This window comes from Segatella copri (genome assembly GCF_003465495.1).
GTDB lineage: Bacteria > Bacteroidota > Bacteroidia > Bacteroidales > Bacteroidaceae > Prevotella > Prevotella copri_G.
This window is the reverse complement of record NZ_QSAV01000008.1, coordinates 65132-86657: the sequence shown is the minus strand read 5'-3', so window position 1 is coordinate 86657 and position 21526 is coordinate 65132. Positions and strand designations below refer to the sequence as shown.

At 44.6% G+C, this 21526-nt stretch carries 15 protein-coding genes; 8 read left to right on the top strand and 7 right to left on the bottom strand.

All coding sequences use genetic code 11. The features are described 5' to 3' along the window. Nucleotides 1–74 precede the first annotated feature (74 nt). From DWV53_RS03855 to DWV53_RS03845, 3 genes are all read right to left on the bottom strand, one after another. Nucleotides 75–962 carry a DUF4595 domain-containing protein gene (locus tag DWV53_RS03855; RefSeq protein WP_118151740.1) on the bottom strand — a complete coding sequence of 296 codons (888 nt, stop codon included), beginning with the start codon at nucleotides 960–962 and terminating at the stop codon, nucleotides 75–77. Nucleotides 963–1058: 96 nt separating this feature from the next. Continuing rightward, nucleotides 1059–1721, bottom strand: coding sequence for a porin family protein (locus DWV53_RS03850; RefSeq protein WP_118151738.1), 663 nt, complete (start codon nucleotides 1719–1721; stop codon nucleotides 1059–1061). A gap of 51 nt (nucleotides 1722–1772) precedes the next feature. Further along, the gene (locus tag DWV53_RS03845) at nucleotides 1773–2801 is read right to left on the bottom strand and encodes a PD40 domain-containing protein (RefSeq protein ID WP_117693220.1); all 1029 of its coding nucleotides are present in this window, start codon (nucleotides 2799–2801) and stop codon (nucleotides 1773–1775) included. A gap of 504 nt (nucleotides 2802–3305) precedes the next feature. Between DWV53_RS03845 and DWV53_RS03840 the strand changes: the two genes are divergently transcribed. The 3 genes from DWV53_RS03840 (at nucleotide 3306) to DWV53_RS03830 (ending at nucleotide 6628) form a co-directional block, all read left to right on the top strand. Next, complete coding sequence (locus DWV53_RS03840) at nucleotides 3306–3773, top strand: Lrp/AsnC family transcriptional regulator (protein ID WP_006848151.1); 468 nt, start codon at nucleotides 3306–3308, stop codon at nucleotides 3771–3773. A gap of 70 nt (nucleotides 3774–3843) precedes the next feature. Then, nucleotides 3844–5592 carry a membrane dipeptidase gene (locus DWV53_RS03835; RefSeq protein ID WP_118151737.1) on the top strand — a complete coding sequence of 583 codons (1749 nt, stop codon included), beginning with the start codon at nucleotides 3844–3846 and terminating at the stop codon, nucleotides 5590–5592. A 4-nt stretch (nucleotides 5593–5596) separates the two neighbouring features. Then, a complete protein-coding gene (locus tag DWV53_RS03830) occupies nucleotides 5597–6628 on the top strand; it encodes a M28 family peptidase (protein ID WP_022120172.1) in 1032 nt (343 codons plus the stop codon). 286 nt (nucleotides 6629–6914) lie between these two features. Here DWV53_RS03830 and DWV53_RS03825 read toward each other — a convergent pair whose 3' ends face one another. Then, entirely contained in the window at nucleotides 6915–7553 is a 639-nt protein-coding gene (locus DWV53_RS03825) for a DUF4294 domain-containing protein (protein WP_118151735.1), read from the bottom strand. A gap of 193 nt (nucleotides 7554–7746) precedes the next feature. On the opposite strand from DWV53_RS03825, the gene DWV53_RS03820 reads away from it, so the two are divergent. Together DWV53_RS03820 and DWV53_RS03815 are read left to right on the top strand one after the other, a co-directional pair. Then, nucleotides 7747–9864 carry a helix-hairpin-helix domain-containing protein gene (locus DWV53_RS03820; protein ID WP_118151733.1) on the top strand — a complete coding sequence of 706 codons (2118 nt, stop codon included), beginning with the start codon at nucleotides 7747–7749 and terminating at the stop codon, nucleotides 9862–9864. 116 nt (nucleotides 9865–9980) lie between these two features. Continuing rightward, nucleotides 9981–10910, top strand: a complete 930-nt coding sequence (locus tag DWV53_RS03815) for a glycosyltransferase family 2 protein (protein ID WP_118151731.1) — start codon at nucleotides 9981–9983, stop codon at nucleotides 10908–10910. A gap of 114 nt (nucleotides 10911–11024) precedes the next feature. Here DWV53_RS03815 and DWV53_RS03810 read toward each other — a convergent pair whose 3' ends face one another. Beyond that, complete coding sequence (locus tag DWV53_RS03810; RefSeq protein ID WP_118151729.1) at nucleotides 11025–12731, bottom strand: ArnT family glycosyltransferase; 1707 nt, start codon at nucleotides 12729–12731, stop codon at nucleotides 11025–11027. A gap of 141 nt (nucleotides 12732–12872) precedes the next feature. Between DWV53_RS03810 and DWV53_RS03805 the strand changes: the two genes are divergently transcribed. Continuing rightward, the gene (locus DWV53_RS03805; RefSeq protein WP_118151728.1) at nucleotides 12873–14834 is read left to right on the top strand and encodes an LTA synthase family protein; all 1962 of its coding nucleotides are present in this window, start codon (nucleotides 12873–12875) and stop codon (nucleotides 14832–14834) included. A 79-nt stretch (nucleotides 14835–14913) separates the two neighbouring features. Here DWV53_RS03805 and DWV53_RS03800 read toward each other — a convergent pair whose 3' ends face one another. Then, a complete protein-coding gene (locus tag DWV53_RS03800) occupies nucleotides 14914–16683 on the bottom strand; it encodes an ATP-binding protein (RefSeq protein WP_118151726.1) in 1770 nt (589 codons plus the stop codon). A gap of 501 nt (nucleotides 16684–17184) precedes the next feature. Between DWV53_RS03800 and DWV53_RS03795 the strand changes: the two genes are divergently transcribed. Continuing rightward, nucleotides 17185–19068: an RNA-binding domain-containing protein gene (locus DWV53_RS03795; protein WP_118151756.1), complete on the top strand. Its 1884-nt coding sequence runs from the start codon at nucleotides 17185–17187 to the stop codon at nucleotides 19066–19068. Next, entirely contained in the window at nucleotides 19065–19817 is a 753-nt protein-coding gene (locus DWV53_RS03790) for a lipopolysaccharide kinase InaA family protein (protein ID WP_118151724.1), read from the top strand. The genes DWV53_RS03795 and DWV53_RS03790 overlap by 4 nt, the downstream gene beginning before the upstream one ends. Nucleotides 19818–19943: 126 nt before the next feature. Here DWV53_RS03790 and DWV53_RS03785 read toward each other — a convergent pair whose 3' ends face one another. Then, nucleotides 19944–21509 (bottom strand): DUF6056 family protein, encoded by a 1566-nt coding sequence (locus DWV53_RS03785; protein WP_118151723.1) that lies wholly within the window; start codon nucleotides 21507–21509, stop codon nucleotides 19944–19946. Nucleotides 21510–21526: the final 17 nt, after the last annotated feature.

Genomic DNA, 21526 nt, shown 5'->3' with positions numbered 1-21526 from the left:
TTTTTTGCCAAAAAATCTTCCAGAAAAGCACAAAGAGAGTGCATTTTTCAATAGAAACACACTCTCCCGTTCTTTTATTTACTCATATAAGTATAATTTCTTGTTGTCCAATATCTACTGTTATTGTATTTATACTTGGAAGCCTTTACGGAACCATCGTCATTAAATTCGTAGCTATACCTGAAAGTAGAAGTTTCGCCATCACTATCATGCTGGGAAGCAGACACTGGATGATAATCGCCAGCTACACCAAAATACCCTACATAGAACAAGAACTCCATATCTTCTATTATATCTGCCATATAGTTGTCTGTCCATTGCTTGGTGATATTAGGATAGGTGTTGTCACCATACTCAAATGTAGCTGTATCGGTAAATTTCTCTCCATCTTCGCTTCCATTGCATACGATTTGGGTGAGTTTACCATTAGACCAAGACAAATTATACTCCAAGGAATACTTCTCTGTTACCTTCTCGCCATCCTCATAATATACGTCTGTGCCTGAACTGGCAATCTTAGTCAGGTGTCCCTTGGAATCGTAAGAAAACCACGCCTCGCCATTGTTTTCTTCATTATCCGACTGATATGTACTGCGGGTTTTCATGTTAACGATATAACCATTTTTATTCAACGCTATATCGTAATACTCTGTCACATCTGAATAACTGCCATGAGTATCGGTATAAGAAATCTTGAATGGATTGTAGGAGAAAATATAATCATCACTACCATAGGCTCTACACTTTGTGATTTTTCCTTCCGAGTTGTAGTTGAAAGTATTGTCACCTACAGAAGTAATATAAAGTTTCTCACCATCGCTGCCAGTTATCTGACCTGCGGTATCACTTCCTCCAGCCGAAGGGGTAAAGCCATCGTCATCACTACTGCATGAAGTAAAGAAGAAAGGTAATGCCATCAAAAGCATACCTATATAATAAAGAGGTAATTTCGCTGTTTTCATGATTCTAAGTTTTTTAATGATTGTAATAATAAGAGGGATGCAATATCCTTATAGCAAATATTGCATCCCCTTTTATCAAGGTTCAACGATGTATTATTAGAAATTATAACCTACGCTGAACATCCAGTTTTTGTTCTTGAACTTAGTGTCGCCTGAGTTCTTGGCAATGTTAGTGAAGCCAAACTCATATGCTGCACCGATGTAATAGTGTCCTCCAAAAGTAAAGCCTGCACCAATCTGAAGACCACAATCGAAGTTCTTGGCACCGCCATCTTCGCTAAAGAAATCTACCTTATCCTCTTCACCTTCATCTACGTCCTTAATTTTACCACCAATACCATAAGCAAAATAAGGACCTACGTTGATCTGCAACTGGGCAGCATCGCTGAAGTTGTAACGATAAGAAGCCAATACTGGGATTTCCAAATACATTGGATTTGCTGTCGTCTCCCACTCATCTCCAGACTCCTTATATCCCTTGTTCTGGAGATAGAGACCTGTCTGAACATAGAGACTCTCCATCATAGGAATATCTGCAATAACACCTACATGCCAGTTGGTCTTGGCATCACAAGATACAGAAACATTATCTTCCTCAATTGTCATATTAGCCACATTGAGACCACCACGGATACCAAACTGAACGCCGCCATCAGCCTTCTCTGTTGAGAAGAATGAAGAAGATGAGCTACTTGCACGCTGTGCTGAAGCTGTAAGAGCGCAGAATGCGCAAACTGCTACAATAATAATTTTTTTCATAATCTTAAAAAGTTTATATGATTAATACTCATAGATTTACAAATAGATAGACTACATACTGAAATCCATGCGCCATACATTATAGTTCTTTTCTGCTGAGCCACGCTGAGACAGGAAGAAGATACTCTTTCCGTCTGGTGACCAAACTGGCGACAAATCGTTACCTGGATGGTAAGTAAGCTGAGTAAGTTGGGTACCATCGGTGCGAACTACAAATATGTCAGTATTGTCAATCTTCTCTTTTTCAGACCTGCTAGATCCTGTAACCAACAGCCATTTGCCATCAGGTGATAACTGAGGCGTACTGAAACTCTTGCCTGGCTGGGAAAGGATAACTTCCTCCACACCCGTCTTGAAGTTTACACGCCAAATTTCACTTTCCTTGTTCGTTGTAAAACGGGCGCAATAGATGGCATCCAGATCATTAGGAATAAGACAAGCCGTCATACCTCTACTATAATTGGAGAAAAGGTTGGTCTTGCGATCATAACTCCAAAGGCTATAAGATGCATATCCCTCTCCACGATGGAAATAAATTGTGTTTCCATCTTTACTGATTACACCGCCGAAGTCATTGTCTGTTCCGTTTGAAATCTGACGTACCACAGTACCCTGATTGGCATCTACCAGATACACGCCATGATGATTGCCTCTCACCTCAGTAAAGCACAGGGTCTTGCCATCAGGACTCCAAGTGAAGCCCTCTACGTTTGTACGGAATGTGCGCTGTACACTGGCGCCACCTTTAGCAGCATTCTTAATCATGATGTTGGTGGTTCCATTCTTTTCGTTGATGTAACCTATGCGCCTTCCATCAGGAGATACGCCAATTTGAGGAATTACCCACCAATCGATAGTATTGGTCTTGCGAGAGCCAAAGACGCCAGATGTCTTACCCACGATATTACCTTTATAATCAGCTACGCAGTCAGCGTCATCTGTAATTTTTTCGAACTTCACACCACCCTCCTCTGGTACGAAGACGAGGGAAAAATCAAATTTCACCTTTGCATCTACACCTACTGACAATAAGAGTAAAGATGCTAAAAGCCAATAACTTTTCTTTTCCAGCATTTTCATATTCTATAATTTTAACTTATTATATTATTTTTTTTCTGTTTGCAAAGGTAAATAAAATATTTTGATCTCACAAACAGCAAAAATCGCATCCATGCCTATTCGTCGATAGGACATGTATAACCCTCTAAAATTAATGCCTATTTGCTAGAAAATAAAGAGGCCAGAGCCCCCTACCAATAGGATCTCCTACCTCTTTATATAATATATTATGAGATTTTTTTGCGTTTTTTGCAATACTCTCATTTCTGCTTTCACAAGATTACTTCTTACCGAAACCTTTGCGTGATCATTACTTCTCCGAGGTTATCAGATAAGCGTATGATTTTTCTACTAAAAGTAGCAAAATGCCAAGGTTTTTGGTTAAAAACAGTATAAAAAACAACAAAATGCACGGATATTGCAAAATATTCGTGCATTTTGTTTGCAGTTTCAATAGATTTTATTAATTTTGCTATCTGGTATAGAAAAGTACCTTATAAATAGAATAATATAAAACAAAACGAAATGGAGAAAATAGACAATCTAGACAGAAAGATTCTCGGCATCCTTTCCAAGAATGCCCGTATTCCTTTCAAGGACGTAGCCGCAGAATGTGGCGTGTCTCGTGCAGCCATCCATCAGCGTGTTCAGCACTTGATGGAGGATGGTTTCATCACCGGTAGCGGTTTTGATGTAAACCCTAAAAGCCTGGGTTATTCTACCTGCACTTATGTAGGTTTGAACTTGGAGCGCGGTAATATGTATAAAAAGGTGGTAGAGCGCTTGCAGAACATTCCTGAAATTGTAGAGTGCCACTTTACAACCGGTTCATACACCATGCTGATCAAGCTTTATGCCCGCGACAACGAGCAGCTCATGGATTTGCTCAACAATAAACTTCAGGCTATCCCTGGTGTGGTTTCTACCGAAACGCTTATCTCTCTTGAGCAGAGCATCAAGCGTGAGATTCCTGTACTTCTCGATGAAGATTAATATAAGAGTCTCCATACCTGAGTACGATTTTTAGAAGATCTTGAATCATTATTTTTTGAAAGATAAACAAATGGAAACATTTGACTTAGAGTCGCATCTCCAGGATGCATACTCTAGATTTCCCGAAGCGAAGCATCAGCCTGTAATTGGCCTTACTGCCAATTATGAAGGTATCGATGCTACGCTTCGCGATCGTTATTATAAGCAAGTAATAGCGGCTGGCGGTACGCCAGTCATTATTCCTCCTGTTGCCGATGCTCAGGTCATCGTCAATACCCTGAAGCATCTTGATGGATTGATTCTGACGGGTGGCGGCGACCATAATCCGCTGTGGATGGGCGAAGAGCCTTCTCCCCGTCTTCATAACATCAATCAGGAACGTGATGCTGCTGAACTGATGATTACCCGATTGGCTTTCAACCGCCAGATTCCGATGCTTGGCATCTGCCGGGGCATCCAGACCCTCGCTATTGCGCTGGGCGGAAAGGTGTGCCAGGATATCAAGCAGCTGGTAAAGCACAGCCAGGATGCTGACCGTACTGAACCAACCCACATCGTAGAAGTCAAGAAAGATTCCACCTTATATAATATATATAATAAGGAGAAGATCTTTGTCAACTCGTTCCACCATCAGGCGGTAAGCAAGCCAGGCAATCATCTGCGCACCATCGCCAAATCTTCTGACCATATTATAGAGGCTGTAGAGAGTAGCGAGTATAAGCAGATTCTCGGTGTGCAATGGCATCCGGAATGGCTGGAAGAAGAAGGATTGAAGATTTTCCAATGGCTGGTTAATCAGGCTAACAACTTTTATGCAGCCAAGCAGTTGCATAAGCGCATCCTTACGCTCGATACCCATTGTGATACTCCGATGTTCTTCCCTCAGGGCATCAAGTTTGATCATCGCGATTCCCGCATCCTGGTTGATCTCCATAAGATGACCGATGGTCATCAGGATGCTACCACGATGGTAGCTTACCTGCCACAGCCTCAGATAGGCGAGAGCTTCAGCAGCAAGGTGGCTTTCGATGTAAAGGGACCTGCGCAGTATGCCGACCTCATCTTCGACAAGATAGAAGAGATTGTGAGCAAGAACAGCCAGTATCTCAGCATAGCCCGCACTCCTGCCGATCTTTACAGCGATAAGCGGAAAGGCAGAAAGAGCATAATGCTCGGTATTGAGAACGGCCTTGCCCTGGAGCACGATATCAGTAACGTGAAGCATTTCGCTCAGCGCGGCATCGTTTATATCACGCTCTGCCATAATGGTGATAATGATATCTGCGATAGTGCCCGCGGCTGCAATACCCATAATGGTGTGAGCAGTTTTGGCGAGAAGGTGATTCAGGAGATGAACCGCCTGGGCATCATGGTAGATTTGAGTCATGGTGGCGAGAAGAGTTTCTACGATGCACTTGATATCAGCCAGACGCCTATTGTCTGCAGCCATAGCAGCAGCCGTGCGCTCTGCGATGTGCCTCGCAATCTGACCGATGACCAGATGCGTGCCCTTGCAGCAAAGGGTGGTGTGGCTCATACCACGCTCTATCATGGATTCCTGCGTAAAGAGGGTGAAGCCGACATCATGGACGCTATCGCCCATCTTGAGCATGCCATCGATGTGATGGGTATCGACCACGTAGGTCTGGGTACCGACTTTGATGGAGACGGCGGCATCAGAGGTCTCGCCGACTCTTCTGAACTCATCAATTTCACCCTCCAGCTGTTGCGCCGCAAATATAGCGAGCAGGATATTGTCAAGATTTGGGGAGGCAACTGGCTCAGAGTGATGACGCAGGTGCAGAACTTTAAACATTAATGTTATGACGAAGAAAATGAAGATAATTTTAGGCTTGGTAGTTGCTGCCGGAGTGGTAGCTGGAGCTATCAGCTATAAGAATGCGAACAGTTCGAGTTCGCCTGAGGTTCAGGAAGTAGAGGAAGCAGAGAAACTGAATCCTGTAGGTCCTGCCTTTAATGCCGATTCGGCGTTGGCTTATTGTGCCGCACAATGCGATTTCGGCCCTCGCGTCATGAACAGCGAGGCGCACGACAAGTGTGGCGAATGGATAGTGAGCAAGTTCAAGCAGTTTGGTTGCGAGGTAGAGACCCAGAAGGCTGACCTCAAGGGCTATGATGGTACCATCCTGAAGAATACCAATATCATCGCCCATTACAACCCGAAGGCAGAAACCCGCATCTTGCTCTGTGCCCATTGGGACAGCCGTCCTTGGGCAGACAACGACCCCGACAGTACCAACTGGCGCAAGCCTGTAATGGCTGCCAACGATGGAGCCAGCGGAGTAGCCGTCATGTTGGAGATAGCCCGCCAGCTGCAGGCAGACAAGAAGCTGAATCCTAACATCGGCGTAGATTTCGTATGTTTCGATACTGAAGACTGGGGAACACCTCAGTGGGCTGATGTTCAGGACGATGGCGATACTTGGGCATTGGGTGCCCAGTACTGGAGCGAGAACAAGCCTGAGGGATATAATCCTCGTTTCGGAATCCTCCTCGATATGGTGGGCGGACAGGGAGCCAAGTTCTACCGTGAGGGCATGTCTATGCAGTATGCCGGTGGCATCGTGAAGAAGGTTTGGGCTGCAGCCCGTCAGGCTGGTTTTGGCTCTTACTTCCCTAAGAGCGATGGCGGAATGATTACTGATGATCATATTCCGGTCAACGAGAAGGCTAAGATTCCTACTGTAGATGTGATAGCTTATTATCCAGACTGCCAGCAGAGCAGTTTCGGTCCTACCTGGCACACCGTGAGCGATGATATGGCTCATTTGGATAAGAATGTGCTTAAGGCGGTTGGCCAGACTATGATTCAGGTGCTTTATACTGAGGAATAGGTCGGCATCTCATTCGAATATAAAAGGAAATGTTCCTAGGAAAAGTTGTTGCTTTTCTTAGGAACATTTCTTTTTTCAGTCTGTTTAAATCTTCGTTCATAGACATTGAACCGCCGTTCAAAGACATTGAATGTCGGTTCAAAGACACTGAACGGCGGTTCAATGTCTATGAACGGAGATTTCTTCTGCTTGTATCAACAAAAAAACTTAGGTATAAAAGCAATTCCTATTGACTGGAAATGCTTTTATACCTAAGTGTATGGGCTTTCTGAATAAGATGAGCTGGTTAAATCTGCCCCGATTCTACCTGTCTTACCACTCTTTCTGTTAATCTGTCAACGCCGTTCGGGTCGTACTTCTTGTTGAGGCTGGCACCGAAGAGGCTTGCAAATGCCTGATAGAATCCGGCACGGATAGGACCCAGAAAGGCTTGAATCAGGTGATAGGATGAGGAATTGCATTCGCGATACACCAGTTTGATGCAGAGTTTACCCTGTGCATAGGTGAGTTTCTTCATTCTCGGGGTATATTCCTGTTTAATACCTTTCTCCACCAGTTTCATGTGTGCGTCCTTTGCCTTCTTGTTAGGCAGCGTTTCCAGATAATCACCCGTTTCGATGATAATCCTTCTTACCTCTTTGGCTATCGGCAGCACCTTCTTGATGTTGTATACCAAACGGTTGTAAGCCATTCGCTCCTTGGCGTTCTTGAATACCGGCTGCGGATAAACGTACACGTTGTTCACTTGAACATATTGCACGCTGTCATGATCCAGGAGCACTTTTCCTACCTTCACCATCGGTTCAAAGGTAGGAGTATCCATGTCCACCTCCCTGTCTTCAGGGTTGTCGCCATTGGTCTGCGCCATGGTTTGCAGGGTGATGCAGAAGAGCATCGCCAGTAAAAAGCATATTTTCTGTTTCATGTAAATCTCCTCAATGTTCTTTGTCCAGCTCCTTTTTTTTCGTGGAGCTTCTTCTATATATAAAGAGGTGTAAGCCCCTTTGTGTTACTAATTACGCCGCAAAATTACAGATTATTTCTCAAATTGAGAAAGATTCTTGGCTTTTTCTTTCTCTTTTTCGTATTTTAGCAGTAACTTTGTCTTAATTTAATAAATGAAGTGCCTACTGCAGATGAAGCATGCTCATTCCATAACAGCCCTCTTGTTGAAACTGTTTCTCGTAGGCAGCTCCCAAATCTTCTGTGTCTTATGGGCTCAAGCCCAATCTTCCTCTCTTTCAGAACAGAGCGCCGCGCCTGAAGATTCTCTTTCCGCTTCGCCACCCTGGCAGCAACTGCTGTCCTACCTTTCTTCATCCGAAGATTTCGAGCATGTAGCCTGGCAGGACTATGAAGAAGATTTGGAGGAGATGGCGCAGCATCCCGTCAATCTGAATACGGCAACGAGAGAAGAACTGGAGCGCATGCCGTTTCTTACTGCATCGCAGGTAGAAGACATCCTGTTCTATATCTACCGCTATGGACAGCTGAAGAGTATGAGCGAGCTTACCCTGATAAGCAGTATCGACTGGTACCAGCGCCAGCTGATGAGTTGTTTTTTCTATGTGGCCGATGACGGGAGCAAGCCGGCTTTTCCCAGTCTTAAAAACATCGCCCAGTATGGCAAGCACGAAGTGATGGGCATGCTGAAGGTTCCTTTTTATGAGCGCAAGGGCGATGCAAGCGGAACCGACGGCTATCTGGGTTATCCTTACAAGCACGGACTGCGCTACCAGTTTCGCTACGGCAATTCCGTCAAACTGGGATTCGTAGCTTCTCAGGATGCCGGCGAACCATTTTCCGGAGGCAGGAACACGATGGGTTACGACTTCTATTCCTTCTATCTTCAGGTAAAGAATCTGGGCAGATGGAAGAATATCACCCTGGGCAGATACAGACTGAATGCAGGATTAGGACTGATACTCAATAATGATTTCGGCTTCGGCAAACTCTCTGCCTTAACCTCCTTGGGCAGATCATCTTCCTGCATCATCCGCGGTCATTCCTCCCGCTCCTCTGCCAATTATCTGCAAGGCGCCGCCGCCACCTATACCTTATTGAAAGGACTGGAACTGACCGGCTTTCTTTCTTATCGCCAGATAGATGCTACGCTTTCTGCTGACGGCGGGGGCATCAAGACCATCCTGAAGACCGGTTTGCATCGCACGGTGAATGAGATTGCCAAACAGAAGATAGCATCCAATACACTTGTAGGAGGCAACATCAGTTACCGACATCAGGGCTGGCACATCGGAGGTACAGCCTTTTATACCTCTTTCTCCCTGCCGCTCACGCCCAATAAAAGCCAGCTTTACAAGCGTTTTGCTCCAGAGGGGAATGCCTTCTGGAATGCCAGCATCAGCTATGGTTACATCTCCCATCGCTTCACCCTTTCTGGCGAGACGGCTACGGGCGATTGCGGTTCCATAGCCACGCTCAATGCCGTCTCCTATCTCTGTTCCGACCATTTCACGCTCATGGCTCTTCACAGGTTCTATTCTGCCCGATACTATTCTCTCTTCAGCAACAGCTTTTCCGAGGGGAGCGATGTGCAGGATGAAAACGGCGTATATCTGGGCTTTACCTGGATTCCTGCCCATCATTGGAGCATCACAGCCTATAGCGATTTCGCCTATTTCGCCTGGCCTAAGTATCAGACCAGGGAGAGCACTCAGAGTTGGGATAATCTGGTGAATATTCTCTTCCAGCCCTCCAGAGTCCTGACGGTAGGAGGAAGGTTCCGTTATAAGGATAAGGCGGGAACCACGACCGGCCGTCTGCGCCTCTATGCCACAATAGTCCAAAAACGATGGAGCGCCAAAACCAGTTTAGACTATACGATGAGCCAGGCGGAAAGCACGATGAAGAATGAGGGCGATGAGCTTAGTAAAGGCTATATGGTGAGCGAGCATATAGGATGGGAATGGAAATGGAAGAAGCAGTTGAAAGGAACGTTGAGAGGCTGCCTGGGCTATTTTCATACTTCCGATTTCGCCTCCCGTATCTACGCTTATGAGCCTGGTCTGCTCTATCAGATGAGTTTCGGCAGCTACTACGGCGAGGGCATCCGTTACGCCTTGGTGGCACGCTCAGAGATAGGTTCCCATCTGCTGCTTATCGCCAAATTGGGTACAACCGATTATTTCGACCGCTCTCACATCTCTTCTGGTTTGCAGGAAATCTCCCGCTCTTCACAATCTGATCTGGAGATACAGGTAAAGTGGAAATGGTAAGAAAGAATGGAGAAAAACGGGAAAAATATATCAAGAATAAAAAATATTAACCGTTTTTCTTGTTTAAATAGAAAAAATGAGTTACTTTTGCATCTTGAATAAATACTGGCTTATAAATGAAGATATTGATAGTTATCCCTTGTTATAACGAGGAAGAAGTGCTGCCTAAGACCTTAGATGTGCTGGGGGCATTGATCAGAAAAATTAAGAAAGAGACTGATGCCGACACAGAACTGCTGCTTGTCGACGATGGCAGTCGTGACCATACTTGGCAGATGATTTCGAATGCTGCCAAGGAGCATGGGTATGTGCATGGTATCAAACTGTCGCATAACCGGGGCCATCAGAATGCGCTTTGGGCAGGTATGGAAGCTGCGGTAGACCATTGTGATGCGATGGTAAGTATCGATGCCGACCTGCAGGACGATGAGAATGTTATCGTGGATATGGTGCGCCAGGTGCAGGAAGGCAAGGATATCATCTATGGTGTGCGCAAGGAGCGCAAGACCGATACCTTCTTCAAGCGCTTTACCGCCCAGGCTTTCTATAAACTGATGCAGAGTGTGGATAAGGAGACGGTTTACAATCATGCCGATTTCCGCATGATGACCAACCGCACCCTAAAGGCGCTGATGCAGTATCCTGAGCGCAATCTTTTCCTCAGAGCCATCGTCCGCCAGTTGGGTTTTCGAGAGGGGTTCGTCTATTACGACCGCAAGGCTCGTGAGGCGGGTGAGAGTAAGTATCCGTTTACCAAGATGCTGAGTTTCAGTATAGATGGCATCACTTCGTTCTCCGTGGCACCATTGAAGTTTATCACCTTCCTGGGTTTGGCGATGACTTTAGTAGCAATCATCATGATTATCTTTGCCTTGGTAGAATATTTCCAGGGCAAGACCATTCAGGGCTGGACCTCCCTGCTCGTCTCCATGTGGTTTATCGGAGGCATCATCACCACGGGTGTAGGCATCACGGGTGTTTATATCGGCAAGATTTATACCGAGGTGAAACGTCGCCCACGATACTTCATCGAAGAAAGAGTATAATCTTATCGAAGAAAGAAAATAAGAAGAATATCAATTTGATAGATACAAAAATAGCATCGGTACTTATAATCCCGATGCTATTTTTGTATCTAATCACTAATAATTAATCACTACTCATTTGTTAAGTGCAATATTGGCACTAGTCTTCACGAATCGGTAGAAACCTACCTTGTTGTGCCATTCTACCGTCTTTCTTACTTCCCAAACCTTCTGGAAGGTATAGTCCTTGCCGAATTTCTCAAGGAAATCAGGCATGTCTTCTTCCGGAATCATCAGCACGCCATCCTGTGGCAATACCTTGTCAAATTGCTGGATCTTATCGCCCAGATAGAAGTTGAGGCTGAAGAAATGCAGCATATCTACCGACATATAAGAATAGAGTTTGCTGGTATCAAACTTCTTCTCGATAACTGGCGCCAGATGCTTATCGGCCTTCGTGTTGAGCACAGGTGGCTGCAGACTGGAGTCGAGCATCAGGAAGAGCCCCACGATGGTGGCAAGAGTATATGAAACAATATTGTCTGGATTCTTCTTCTTGAGTGCCCGGAAGATGAGGTAAACTCCCCCCAAAGTGATAACCATAAAGATGCTGCATGGGATGAGCAAATCGTTGTTTTCGAGCGCATGGAGCATGGCGATATTGTCTATGGCATGCTTGCCGTGGAAGATGCTTTCTGGCACCCATCCTTTTTTTACCACCAGCAGGGCGATATTGAGAATCAGGGTTATCGAAGCAATCACCCCGGCATAAACCTTCAAGGCTCCCATCTTCTCCTTCATCATCCAAACGATGTATTCGGCGATGAGATAGGCCATGAACGGATAGCATGGCAGCAGATAAACGCTGCGCTTGCTCTTTGGGATGCAGTAGAAGAAGAGTACCAGGAGGAAGGCGAGCCAGGTGAACACCTGCAGCGGAGTAGCCTTCTTCGCATTCTCAAGGAAACGGGTCTTCGAGAACTTCTTCCATGGCAGAATGAAGAGCGAGAACAATAATAAAAAGGTGTAAGGCAACCAGCCCGTGATGAGCGTGAGAAGGTTGTACCACGCTGGGTTCTCGTGCGATTCGTATGCCATCTTGCCCATGAATCGGTCGATGTTCTCTTCCTTCACCAGGCGCAGAAACTCATCGCCGCCTTGCAGATAGGCTGCATAATACCAGCAGAAAGGAATAACGAGCGAGAGCAGGGCGGTTAGAGCCATGCGCCATACGATGCCCCAGAAGTTCTCACGTTGGGTAAGCATGAATACGCCCATCACAAAGCAAGGCAGAATGATGCCCACCGGTCCTTTGGTAAGCGTAGCGCCACTCATGCAGAGGATAGCGAGCCAAGGCAACTGGTGCTTTCCTTTCTCCCACCAGCGGTAGAGCAGATACATGGCTCCCACCATAAAGGCGGTGTTCACCATATCTACACGGCAGTTCATACCCGCACGGTGCACCTCGAAGGCGGTGAGCGTGAGGATGGCTGCGATGAGACTGGTTGGGGCGTTCTTGCGCTTGGCATAGAATACGAAGCCGCCAATGGTCATCAATACCAGCGATACGGCGGATGGAAGACGTGAGGTGTACTCATTCACATGGCCGATGAAGAGGCTGAAGAAGGCGATGCACCAGTGGAAGAATGGCGGTTTGTAAGGGATATCACCTCCGTTGTTGATAGGCAGAATCCAGTTGCCATGTTCCAGCATGGTGTAGGCAACCACCGCTTCGCGCGGCTCTCCCTTGGTATTGAAATCTATGAGTCCGAGGAATGGAATCATCATCACGATAGCCAGGATGATGATGAGCCATAGGGCTTTGTTGTACTTGATGTTCATGTCTTATCGAAGTCTTGTTTTGTTATTTTGGCTGCAAAGTTACATATAATTATTTGTTTATAGACAGAATAAGGCTAGAAATTTTGCTTTTATTAGGATATAATTATTAACTTTGCACCCGATTTCTAAAGTAGAATAAAAATGAAACGATATTTTAAGGCTTTTGGGTATCTCCTTTCGGTGCATGTATTGGCATTGCTGGTGATGACTTTGTTCAGATTGGTAGAATTTATCGCCCTGCATGGCATGATTGTAGATGCAGAGGCGAGTAGGGTAATGGCGTTTGTCAAGGGTGTATGGTTTGATAATGTCATAGCTTGTTATATTTCGGTATTGCCTGTGGCTGTGCTCCTGATAGCAGCCAGCCTGGGGTGGTGTCATCGCCGTTTGCTGCGTGGCATCAACATCTGGTATGCGGCATGGTTTGCCATCGCCTTCATGCCTTCGGCAGCCAATACTCCTTATTTCCAGTATTTCTTCAAGAACATCAATTCCAGCATATTCGGGTGGTTCGGCTATGTAGCCACCACATCGGGCATGCTCTTGCAGGAGTCTTCCTACTGGCTCTATATCGCCCTCTATTTCGTGTTTACGGGGTCGTTTATCTATGCGCTCGTCCGTCTGCGCCGCTACTTCGAGGGGCTCTTCCTTCTGCCTAAGGACAATATGCACCTGGTGCAGGTAGTCAGCCGTTTCCTTATTTCTGCTGTGATGATAGGTGCCTGTCTCTTCGGCATCCGTGGCAGAATGGGCTATAACCCTATCAAGGTGAGCCAGGCTTACTATTGCGAGGATTCTTTCCTCAACCAGCTCGGCATCAATCCGGCATTCAATCTCCTTACTTCTGCGCTCGACGATATGCGCAAGGAGAACAAGGAGTTGCATCTCATGCCATACGCTGAGGCTATCACGAATACCCGCCAGTGGCTGGGTATTACGGGAAAGGTGGATAGCACGAATATTCTGAAGCGTGAGGTGGTGAACGATTCCCTGATGATGAAGATGGGTCAATCTCCTGCGAAGAAGAATCATCCTAACGTGGTGGTGATATTGATGGAGTCGATGTCGGCAAACCTGCTGGGCACATTCGGCAATCAGCAGCCGCTCACTCCAACGCTCGATTCGCTCTATCAGCATTCTCTGGCGTTCACCCACTTCTATAGTTCCGGCATCCATACCAACCATGGCATGACGGCTACGCTCTACAGTTTCCCTGCCCTCATGTTCCGCAACCTGATGAAGGGAACGGTAACTCCACGCCGCAAGGGTATCGCCACGGTGTTGAAGAAGTATGGCTACGAGAACATGTTCTTCATGACTCACGAGGCACAGTATGACAACATGAAGGCTTTCTTCCAGACCAATGGCTACGATGACATCTTCTCTCAGGAGAACTATCCTAAGAGCGAGGTGGTGAACAGTTTTGGTGTGAGCGACCATTTCGAGATGGACTATGCCCTCAACACCATCAACCAGAAGGCGAAGACGGGCAAGCCTTTCATGGCTACCATCCTCACCGTGAGCAATCATCCGCCATATATCATTCCTGATTTCTTCAAGCCGAAGACCAAGGAGAAGGAAACACAGATTGTGGAGTATGCCGACTGGGCGATAGGCGACTTTCTGAAGAAGGCAAGCCGGGAGCCTTGGTATAAGAACACGATATTCGTGATTCAGGCAGACCATGGTAAGCTGGTGGGTAAGAGCGAGGGCGAGTTGCCTCAGTCTTACAACCACATTCCGCTCATCATCTTTGGTCCTGGTGTTCCGCAGCAGCAGTATGCCGGTTTGGGTATGCAGGTAGATGTAATGCCTACGCTTTTCGGTCTGATGAATCTGAATTATGAGTACGAGGGCTTCGGCGTGGATTTGCTGAAACAGGAGCGCCCGATGGTATTCTATTCGGCAGATAACCAGATTGTGGCAAGAGACCATCAGCGTTGCTTTGTCTATAATCCGTCGATGAACCGCAGTTTCTGCTATGATGTGTTGCCGAATGGTAATCTGAAGGAAACCAAGCAGGAATCTAAGTTCCAGGATTTGAAGAACTATGTGTTCTCGAATATCCAGGCTGCTGAATATATCGAGCGACATCAGCAATAAAAAACGATTTTATCAGAAACAGTAATCCCCCACCACGCTTTGGCTGCGTGATGGGGGATTAACTGTTTATATAGTTTTTCTATTCTTCCGTTACTTCCTCGCACATTACCATTTCTGCTCCTCGGTAGATAACTACGAGTTTGTGGAGCTTAGTGGTCTTGACCGACTCCTTGACAATGTCGCTATTGGCATAGCGGCAGATTTGGGCAGAGGCTTCCTTGAAGAGAACTTGCAGCTGCTCATCGGCGGTATTGGTCTTGCAGTATTTCAGTTCGATGATGTAACTGTCCACCATGTCCTTGTAGATGTCGCAGAGCGGAGAAAGGAAAATGTCGGCATAGCCACCATCGTTGTCTAGCTCTGAGATAGGGCGATAGAACTGGTTCTGGCTGGTCATCGCCAAGGTGAAACCATGCACGAATGCTTCTCCCTTCTGCTTGTCACGCTGAGAAGAGTAACGCTTCAGACTGTCGGCGATGAACTCAAAGTATGCCTTGTAGTTGCCATCGTATGCCAATTGAGACTCTAATTTTCCCTTATTGAAATTATCATAGGTCAAATCGTTCTCCTTGTAGGTGTCTAAGAGATATGTATACATCTGGTCTCGTACTACCTCGTTTGGAATGATAAACTTGGTGACTCCCTTGTAATCACCATCTATCGTTACCATGCCGAAATAGAAGAGCAGACTCAGGAAGTTGTCTGGGTCGTTGATGCGCTCGGCAGGGAAGTTCTCTACGAGCTTACCTGTGACGAATCCTTGGGTTACCAACTGCTGGATGATGCTGGCATCATGAGCAAACTCCTTGTCATGACGGATAAGCATGCGTACCTTGTCATAGTCGATGCGTACATTGCTCTCTACCATATTCTTAGGAATGTCGTAGTTGTTGCGGATGTACTTGTCTAAGAAGTTAAGTACCATCACAGAATTGTACATTGTAGTTTTTCCGTACTCCTCTTCAGCAAAGCAATAGTTGTCATACCATGGCTTCATCACCTTGATGAGTTCATCCACGCTGTGATTGAACGGCAACACACTGGAGTAATAGCCCAGCATATCTCTTACTTCATTCTCTGTGAATCCTGTCATCTCATTGAATTCTGGTGCCAGAGAGTAATTGGTGCCGATATTGAATCCGCTTGTCAGGTCATCCATCGTTACAGGGCTAACGCCTGTTACGAAGACACGTGCTAGGGTATCGCCTGCTGCTCCTTTGATGGTATCAAAGAATTTTCTTAGATATCCTTCGCCATGGGTCTGTATGCGGTATCTCTGTTCATGCTCCTTGTGTGCGAGAATCTGGTTGGTGAAGTGGTCGTACTCGTCAATGAAGAGATAAATTTTCTGACCAGATTTTTTGCTTTGGGTGCAAAGATAGTTTAATTGGTTGACGGCATCTTCCTGTTGGTTGAGGCCTTCTTTGGTACCTTCTGGTAAGAGATGCGAATATACATCCACGAAGTAATTAAACTGCGTCCTGCAATAATTGTCCATGCCATGCTTGTAGTCGTTTAGGTCGCCTACAATAATGGCAAAGTTGAGATGGATGATGAGATAACTATTATGTTCGGGAGTTGGATTCTCACCAATATAGAGCTTGCCAAAAATTTCATCAAACTTGTCTTTCTTGTTGATGTCATAGTAATTTTCAAGCATGGAGATGGTAAGGCTCTTGCCGAAGCGGCGAGGCCTTATAAAGAAGAAGTACTTGTTAGAGTCTTCTATATCTTCGATGAATGGGGTCTTGTCTACATAGTAGCAATCCTCTTTTATCACATCCTCAAAATTCTGCATACCATAAGGTATTCGCTTGCGATAGATTCGCTTCTTTCTTTCTCTTACCATAGTTCTTTACTTTTTGCAATGACTGAGTACAAAGTTACGAAATATTCTTGAAAGTCGATATGCTAGTGGCATTTATTTATGAAACTTTATCAAAGATAAGATGCCAGCACTTGGGCTGGCATCTTATTGTTACTTAAAGAACCTGTTAAGCTGTTTGATGGCTTTGTCAAGTAAATGCTGCCCCCCTCCATATCAAGATGCAGGCAGGTGTATACAGACGAGCGTATTCCTTGGTGTAATACCAGGGTTTGCTGTTTTTTCCGCTATGGAATTTATATTTCATTTTTTGAATATTCATAGGATTTCTTTTTGTTTATGAAAACGATGATGATGTTATTGGGTACGAAATATACTTTAATCTTGCAAGAAAATGGATAAAAAAAGCAAGTATCAATGAAGGAAGAAAGATAATCTTCCTAAAATTTGGTGTTTCTGATAGTTTTTCGTATCTTTGCAATCTATGAGATACCAGGAAGGTATCTTGTTAAAGAATATAATTGTATGTTAGAAGTACGTGATAGATTAAACTTCGAGGATTATCTGGATTCACTCTTGAATAGCGTAGAGAGTGATGACTTGGAGTTTAAAAGTGCTGCCGGTGGATTTCCTGGTAGCTTTTGGGATACTTACTCAGCTTTCGCCAATAGCGAAGGAGGAGTTATCGTGCTTGGAGTTATAGAAAGAAAAGGTAAGTTCTATATAGATAATCTATCTGATGAACAGGTAGAGAAATATACCAAGGACTTTTGGAATAATGTGAATAATCGAGCTACGGTTAGTTGCAACCTGTTAAAAACAGAAGATGTCGTGGTAGAAGATTACAATGGTCACAAACTTATGTTATTCTTTATTCCTCGTGCATCCAGAGAACAGCGTCCTGTTTATAGAACATCCCAGCCCTATAATGGTACTTTTAAGCGCAATCATGAAGGTGATTATAAATGTACGGAGCGAGAAGTGCAGCGTATGTTTTCAGATGCGAATGTTTCTAATCCCGCTGATAGCCGCATTTTGAGAAATTATTCATTGGATGATTTAGATATGGAGTCTGTTGCTCAATATCGGCAATTATTTAAGTTAGCCAAGCCAGATCATCCTTGGTCTGTTTTGTCTGATTTTGAATTTCTTAAAAAGATAGGTGCTTATCGTACTGATCGTGGAACGAAAGAAGGAGGTTTTACTGTGGCAGGAGTTTTGATGTTTGGTAAAGAAGATGCCATTACTGATAATGAATGTTGCCCTGACTTCTTTCCTGATTACCAAGAAAAGCTGTCAGATAATCCTGAGATACGATGGACCAATCGTATTTGTCCTGATGGAACTTGGGAGGCAAATTTATTCCAATTCTATCTTCGTGTTCTTCCAAGGTTATCAGCGGTCTTGCCAAAACCTTTCATCTTGGAGGGCAATATTCGTCGTGATGAAACTCCTGCGCATGTGGCTGTTCGCGAAGCTCTGGTGAATTTTTGTATTCATACCGATTATTCGGAAAATGCAACAATGGTAGTGCGATTGTATAGCAATAAAATTGTTTTTACTAACCCGGGAACTCTGTTGGTTTCTAAAATGCAATATTATGGAGAAAGTGCTAGCGTATGTCGCAACAAGACTCTTCAAAAGATGTTTATGTTGATTGGCTCTGCTGAAAAAGCGGGAAGTGGAGTTGATAAGATATTGGCTGGTTGGCGATTTGCAAATTGGAGAGCACCTATGTTGAGAACATTAAGTCAGCCAGACTTAGTGGAACTCACAATGATGATGGAGTCGATGATGGATGAAGGAACAAAGGAAAGATTGGTTCTGATATTTGGAACAGAAGTTTTTTCTTTGGGACATGAACGCCTGTTGACTCTTAATGCAACTTGTACAGATGGATATATTACAAATGAGAGCTTAAGGGTTGTCCTTAACCAGCATAAGGCAGAAGTTGCCGATTTGTTGAAAGATATGTGTAAGCATAAATTGCTGGTTCAGGAGGGATATGGTAGAGGAACCAAGTATCGGTTGCCTATGAATGCTAAGGTTGCAAGTTCCGAGTCTAATATTGCAAGTTCCGAGTCTAATATTGCAAGTTCTGGGGCTAATATTGCAAGTTCTGGGGCTAATATTGCAAGCTCTGGGGCTAATATTGCAAGTTCTGGGGCTAATATTGCAAGTGCTCGTGTAAAACAAAGAATGTCTTATCAAAATTTAAAGACTTTGATTTGTTCTGTTTGTTCTGAGTGGCTATCTTTAGATGAATTATCGGCAATTGTAAGGCGAGATAAAATTTATTTAAGAAATTTTATAATTCCTAAGATGTTAGAAGATAATAGCCTGGAAATGCTATTCCCTGGTGTTCCTAACCATCCTAGGCAAAAATATAAAAGTACTATAAAGAAATGAAGATAAAGATAAACCCAAAATACGAAGAGATGAGAAGTTTCATCGAACGCATCCCGGATGTGTTCGAGAAGGAAGGACGTGTGATTTACACGGGTCGCAATCTTATTAAGGTGATGGAAGCTCCTGATGGAACTGTTATTAATGTGAAGCGCTATCACGTGCCAAAGGGACCCAACAGTCTGATTTATTCCCTAGGCATCAGAAAGCCTAAGGGAGAGCGTGCCTTCGAATATCCGATGATATTGGAGAAGAAAGGCATCGGAACCCCTACACCTATTGCCCTTATCGAAGAGCGTAATGCCATCGGGCTTTTGGGATATACCTATCTCATCACCCTGCAGTGTGACAACCTGCATACGCTTTACGAAGTGGGCGATGCAGTCCCTGGCACCTACGAGAAACTGTCTAAAGCGCTGGCGCATTTTGCTGCTGATATGCATAATAAGAAAATCCTGCATAAGGATTTTACGCCAGGCAACGTGTTGTGGAAACAGGATGATGAAGGCTTCCATTTCATCATCGTGGATATCAACCGCATGAAGTTTGGAGAAATCAGCGTCAAGGAAGGACTCTATAATCTCCGAAAGTTCTGGGGACCTAAGGAATTCATCCGAATCCTGGTCTCTGAATATGCCAAGGTAAGAGATTACAGCGTGGATGAGGCTGTAGATTATGTGATGAAGGAACGCGCCAAGTTCTGGACCCGCTATGGCAAGAAGCATCCTATTAAGTTTAAACTGGAGTTATAGGAAACGAATTAAGTTTAAGCCATAAGCAACTTCTCAAGTTTAAGCCTGAGCTATAAGTGCTAAACTCTTGCAAGTAAATTCCACACGCCCTAAAAGGGCGTGTGGAATTTACTTGCAAGAGTTCAATTATTTTATATATACAAATTTCAAATTACCTGGTCCTATGTCTCTTTTGCAACGTGCAAGAAGCATGGTTGGAGATTCCTGCATGTTTGCGGCTGGTGAGGCAACAATCTTATCTTTACCGTAGTATCGGGCAATTCCCTGATTGATCCAATATCCTGGATAAATCATGATGTCATTGAATGCATCCGAAGGCATTTTTACCGTAAGAGGCTTCAATGTTATGGCACTTTGGGTATTCGTCTTCAATGCCAGTTCACGCTCGTTCATTTCCTTGTCAAATTTCACGGCAGTTCCTTTCAACATAAGTGAAACGGTTCTGTTGGTTGTCCTTTCCTTGAGACTTACGGATAATATCAAGATGACAATGGCACAATATGGCGCATACTGCAGCGAGTTGGCATATTTCTTCTTAGATGCCGTTACTAAATCTATAATGGCAGAGCTTAATGGCGCTTTTGCCTCAGCCTTTCTCAGAACAGCTCCAGAAAGATAATAAATATTGATGCAGATGAGCCACAGGTGTATATACGAATAGATGTTCTGTACTCTGCCCGGTCCTCTTGTTCCCATGGCATAGCTGTGGGCGAAGAAGAATGAACTGTAAAGCGTAACGGTAATCAGGATGCATAGCCAAGGGTGAGAGAACTTGAATCTCGAGCTACTTGCCGCCTTGACAAGGGTAGGGCTAAGAAGCATCAACATCAGAATTTGAGCGATATTGATGGATTCTGATAAGAACTCGAAGCTCTTTCCTATTGCCATGAAGAATGCAACGACAACATTTGGCTTGCTTTCTATGGTAACTTGTCTGAACGCATTACCAGGAGCCAACACGCTGAAAAGGAAGGCGATGCCATAGATGGTGAGAATAGTAATATATAAACGTGGCCATTTTCTTTGTTCCATCTTCATGATGAGAATGGCTGCAAACAGAATCGCTCCCATGCCAAGTCCTGACACGAAGTTTCCGCCGGCAATGATGATGGATAGAACGATGGACGCCCCTCCGATAAGGGCTTTCTTGAACTTGGAACTACTTAATTGATATCCTATGAGCAGAGATGCTAAAAACAGAGACATGCTATAGAATAAAGTGTAGTACATCGCCCCGTTATACCAATAGAATGCATCGTAGTATGACCATGTAAACTGGATGGTCATCAGAACGAAGAGGGTAGATACGAAGAGATATTCCAATCTGGACGAATGGAGTAATTTTCGCATAACCATATATAATAAGGTGTAAGTGGAGGTCACCAAACTGAAAATCAAGATGAATGTTCCAAGCCAATATTGGCCGAATACTCCTGGTTGTAGAGCCATGAGAAAGCAGGCGGAATAGGTGCCCTGCCATGTATGATACATCGTCATAGCTACATTCCAGGCTGTCTGAACGCAAGCCGGAAATGAATGGGTCTCATTCCAAATCTTATATACTTCTGCACCGAAGACATAATCATCCGCAAATGGATGAAGATACTGGCTTATCCATAACATGGGAATGATGGATATGATTAGAACAGCAATAGCTACTCCTGTTACAATTTTCAATTGCTTCTTATTCATAACTGCTTTTATCCTTT

What these genes read in the sequence shown, in the direction of transcription:
- DWV53_RS03855 (WP_118151740.1), bottom strand. Translation starts at nt 962, where the DNA reads ATGAAAACAGCGAAATTACCTCTTTATTATATAGGTATGCTTTTGATG.
- DWV53_RS03850 (WP_118151738.1), bottom strand. Translation starts at nt 1,721, where the DNA reads ATGAAAAAAATTATTATTGTAGCAGTTTGCGCATTCTGCGCTCTTACA.
- DWV53_RS03845 (WP_117693220.1), bottom strand. Translation starts at nt 2,801, where the DNA reads ATGAAAATGCTGGAAAAGAAAAGTTATTGGCTTTTAGCATCTTTACTC.
- DWV53_RS03840 (WP_006848151.1), top strand. Translation starts at nt 3,306, where the DNA reads ATGGAGAAAATAGACAATCTAGACAGAAAGATTCTCGGCATCCTTTCC.
- DWV53_RS03835 (WP_118151737.1), top strand. Translation starts at nt 3,844, where the DNA reads ATGGAAACATTTGACTTAGAGTCGCATCTCCAGGATGCATACTCTAGA.
- DWV53_RS03830 (WP_022120172.1), top strand. Translation starts at nt 5,597, where the DNA reads ATGACGAAGAAAATGAAGATAATTTTAGGCTTGGTAGTTGCTGCCGGA.
- DWV53_RS03825 (WP_118151735.1), bottom strand. Translation starts at nt 7,553, where the DNA reads ATGAAACAGAAAATATGCTTTTTACTGGCGATGCTCTTCTGCATCACC.
- DWV53_RS03820 (WP_118151733.1), top strand. Translation starts at nt 7,747, where the DNA reads ATGAAGTGCCTACTGCAGATGAAGCATGCTCATTCCATAACAGCCCTC.
- DWV53_RS03815 (WP_118151731.1), top strand. Translation starts at nt 9,981, where the DNA reads ATGAAGATATTGATAGTTATCCCTTGTTATAACGAGGAAGAAGTGCTG.
- DWV53_RS03810 (WP_118151729.1), bottom strand. Translation starts at nt 12,731, where the DNA reads ATGAACATCAAGTACAACAAAGCCCTATGGCTCATCATCATCCTGGCT.
- DWV53_RS03805 (WP_118151728.1), top strand. Translation starts at nt 12,873, where the DNA reads ATGAAACGATATTTTAAGGCTTTTGGGTATCTCCTTTCGGTGCATGTA.
- DWV53_RS03800 (WP_118151726.1), bottom strand. Translation starts at nt 16,683, where the DNA reads ATGGTAAGAGAAAGAAAGAAGCGAATCTATCGCAAGCGAATACCTTAT.
- DWV53_RS03795 (WP_118151756.1), top strand. Translation starts at nt 17,185, where the DNA reads ATGTTAGAAGTACGTGATAGATTAAACTTCGAGGATTATCTGGATTCA.
- DWV53_RS03790 (WP_118151724.1), top strand. Translation starts at nt 19,065, where the DNA reads ATGAAGATAAAGATAAACCCAAAATACGAAGAGATGAGAAGTTTCATC.
- DWV53_RS03785 (WP_118151723.1), bottom strand. Translation starts at nt 21,509, where the DNA reads ATGAATAAGAAGCAATTGAAAATTGTAACAGGAGTAGCTATTGCTGTT.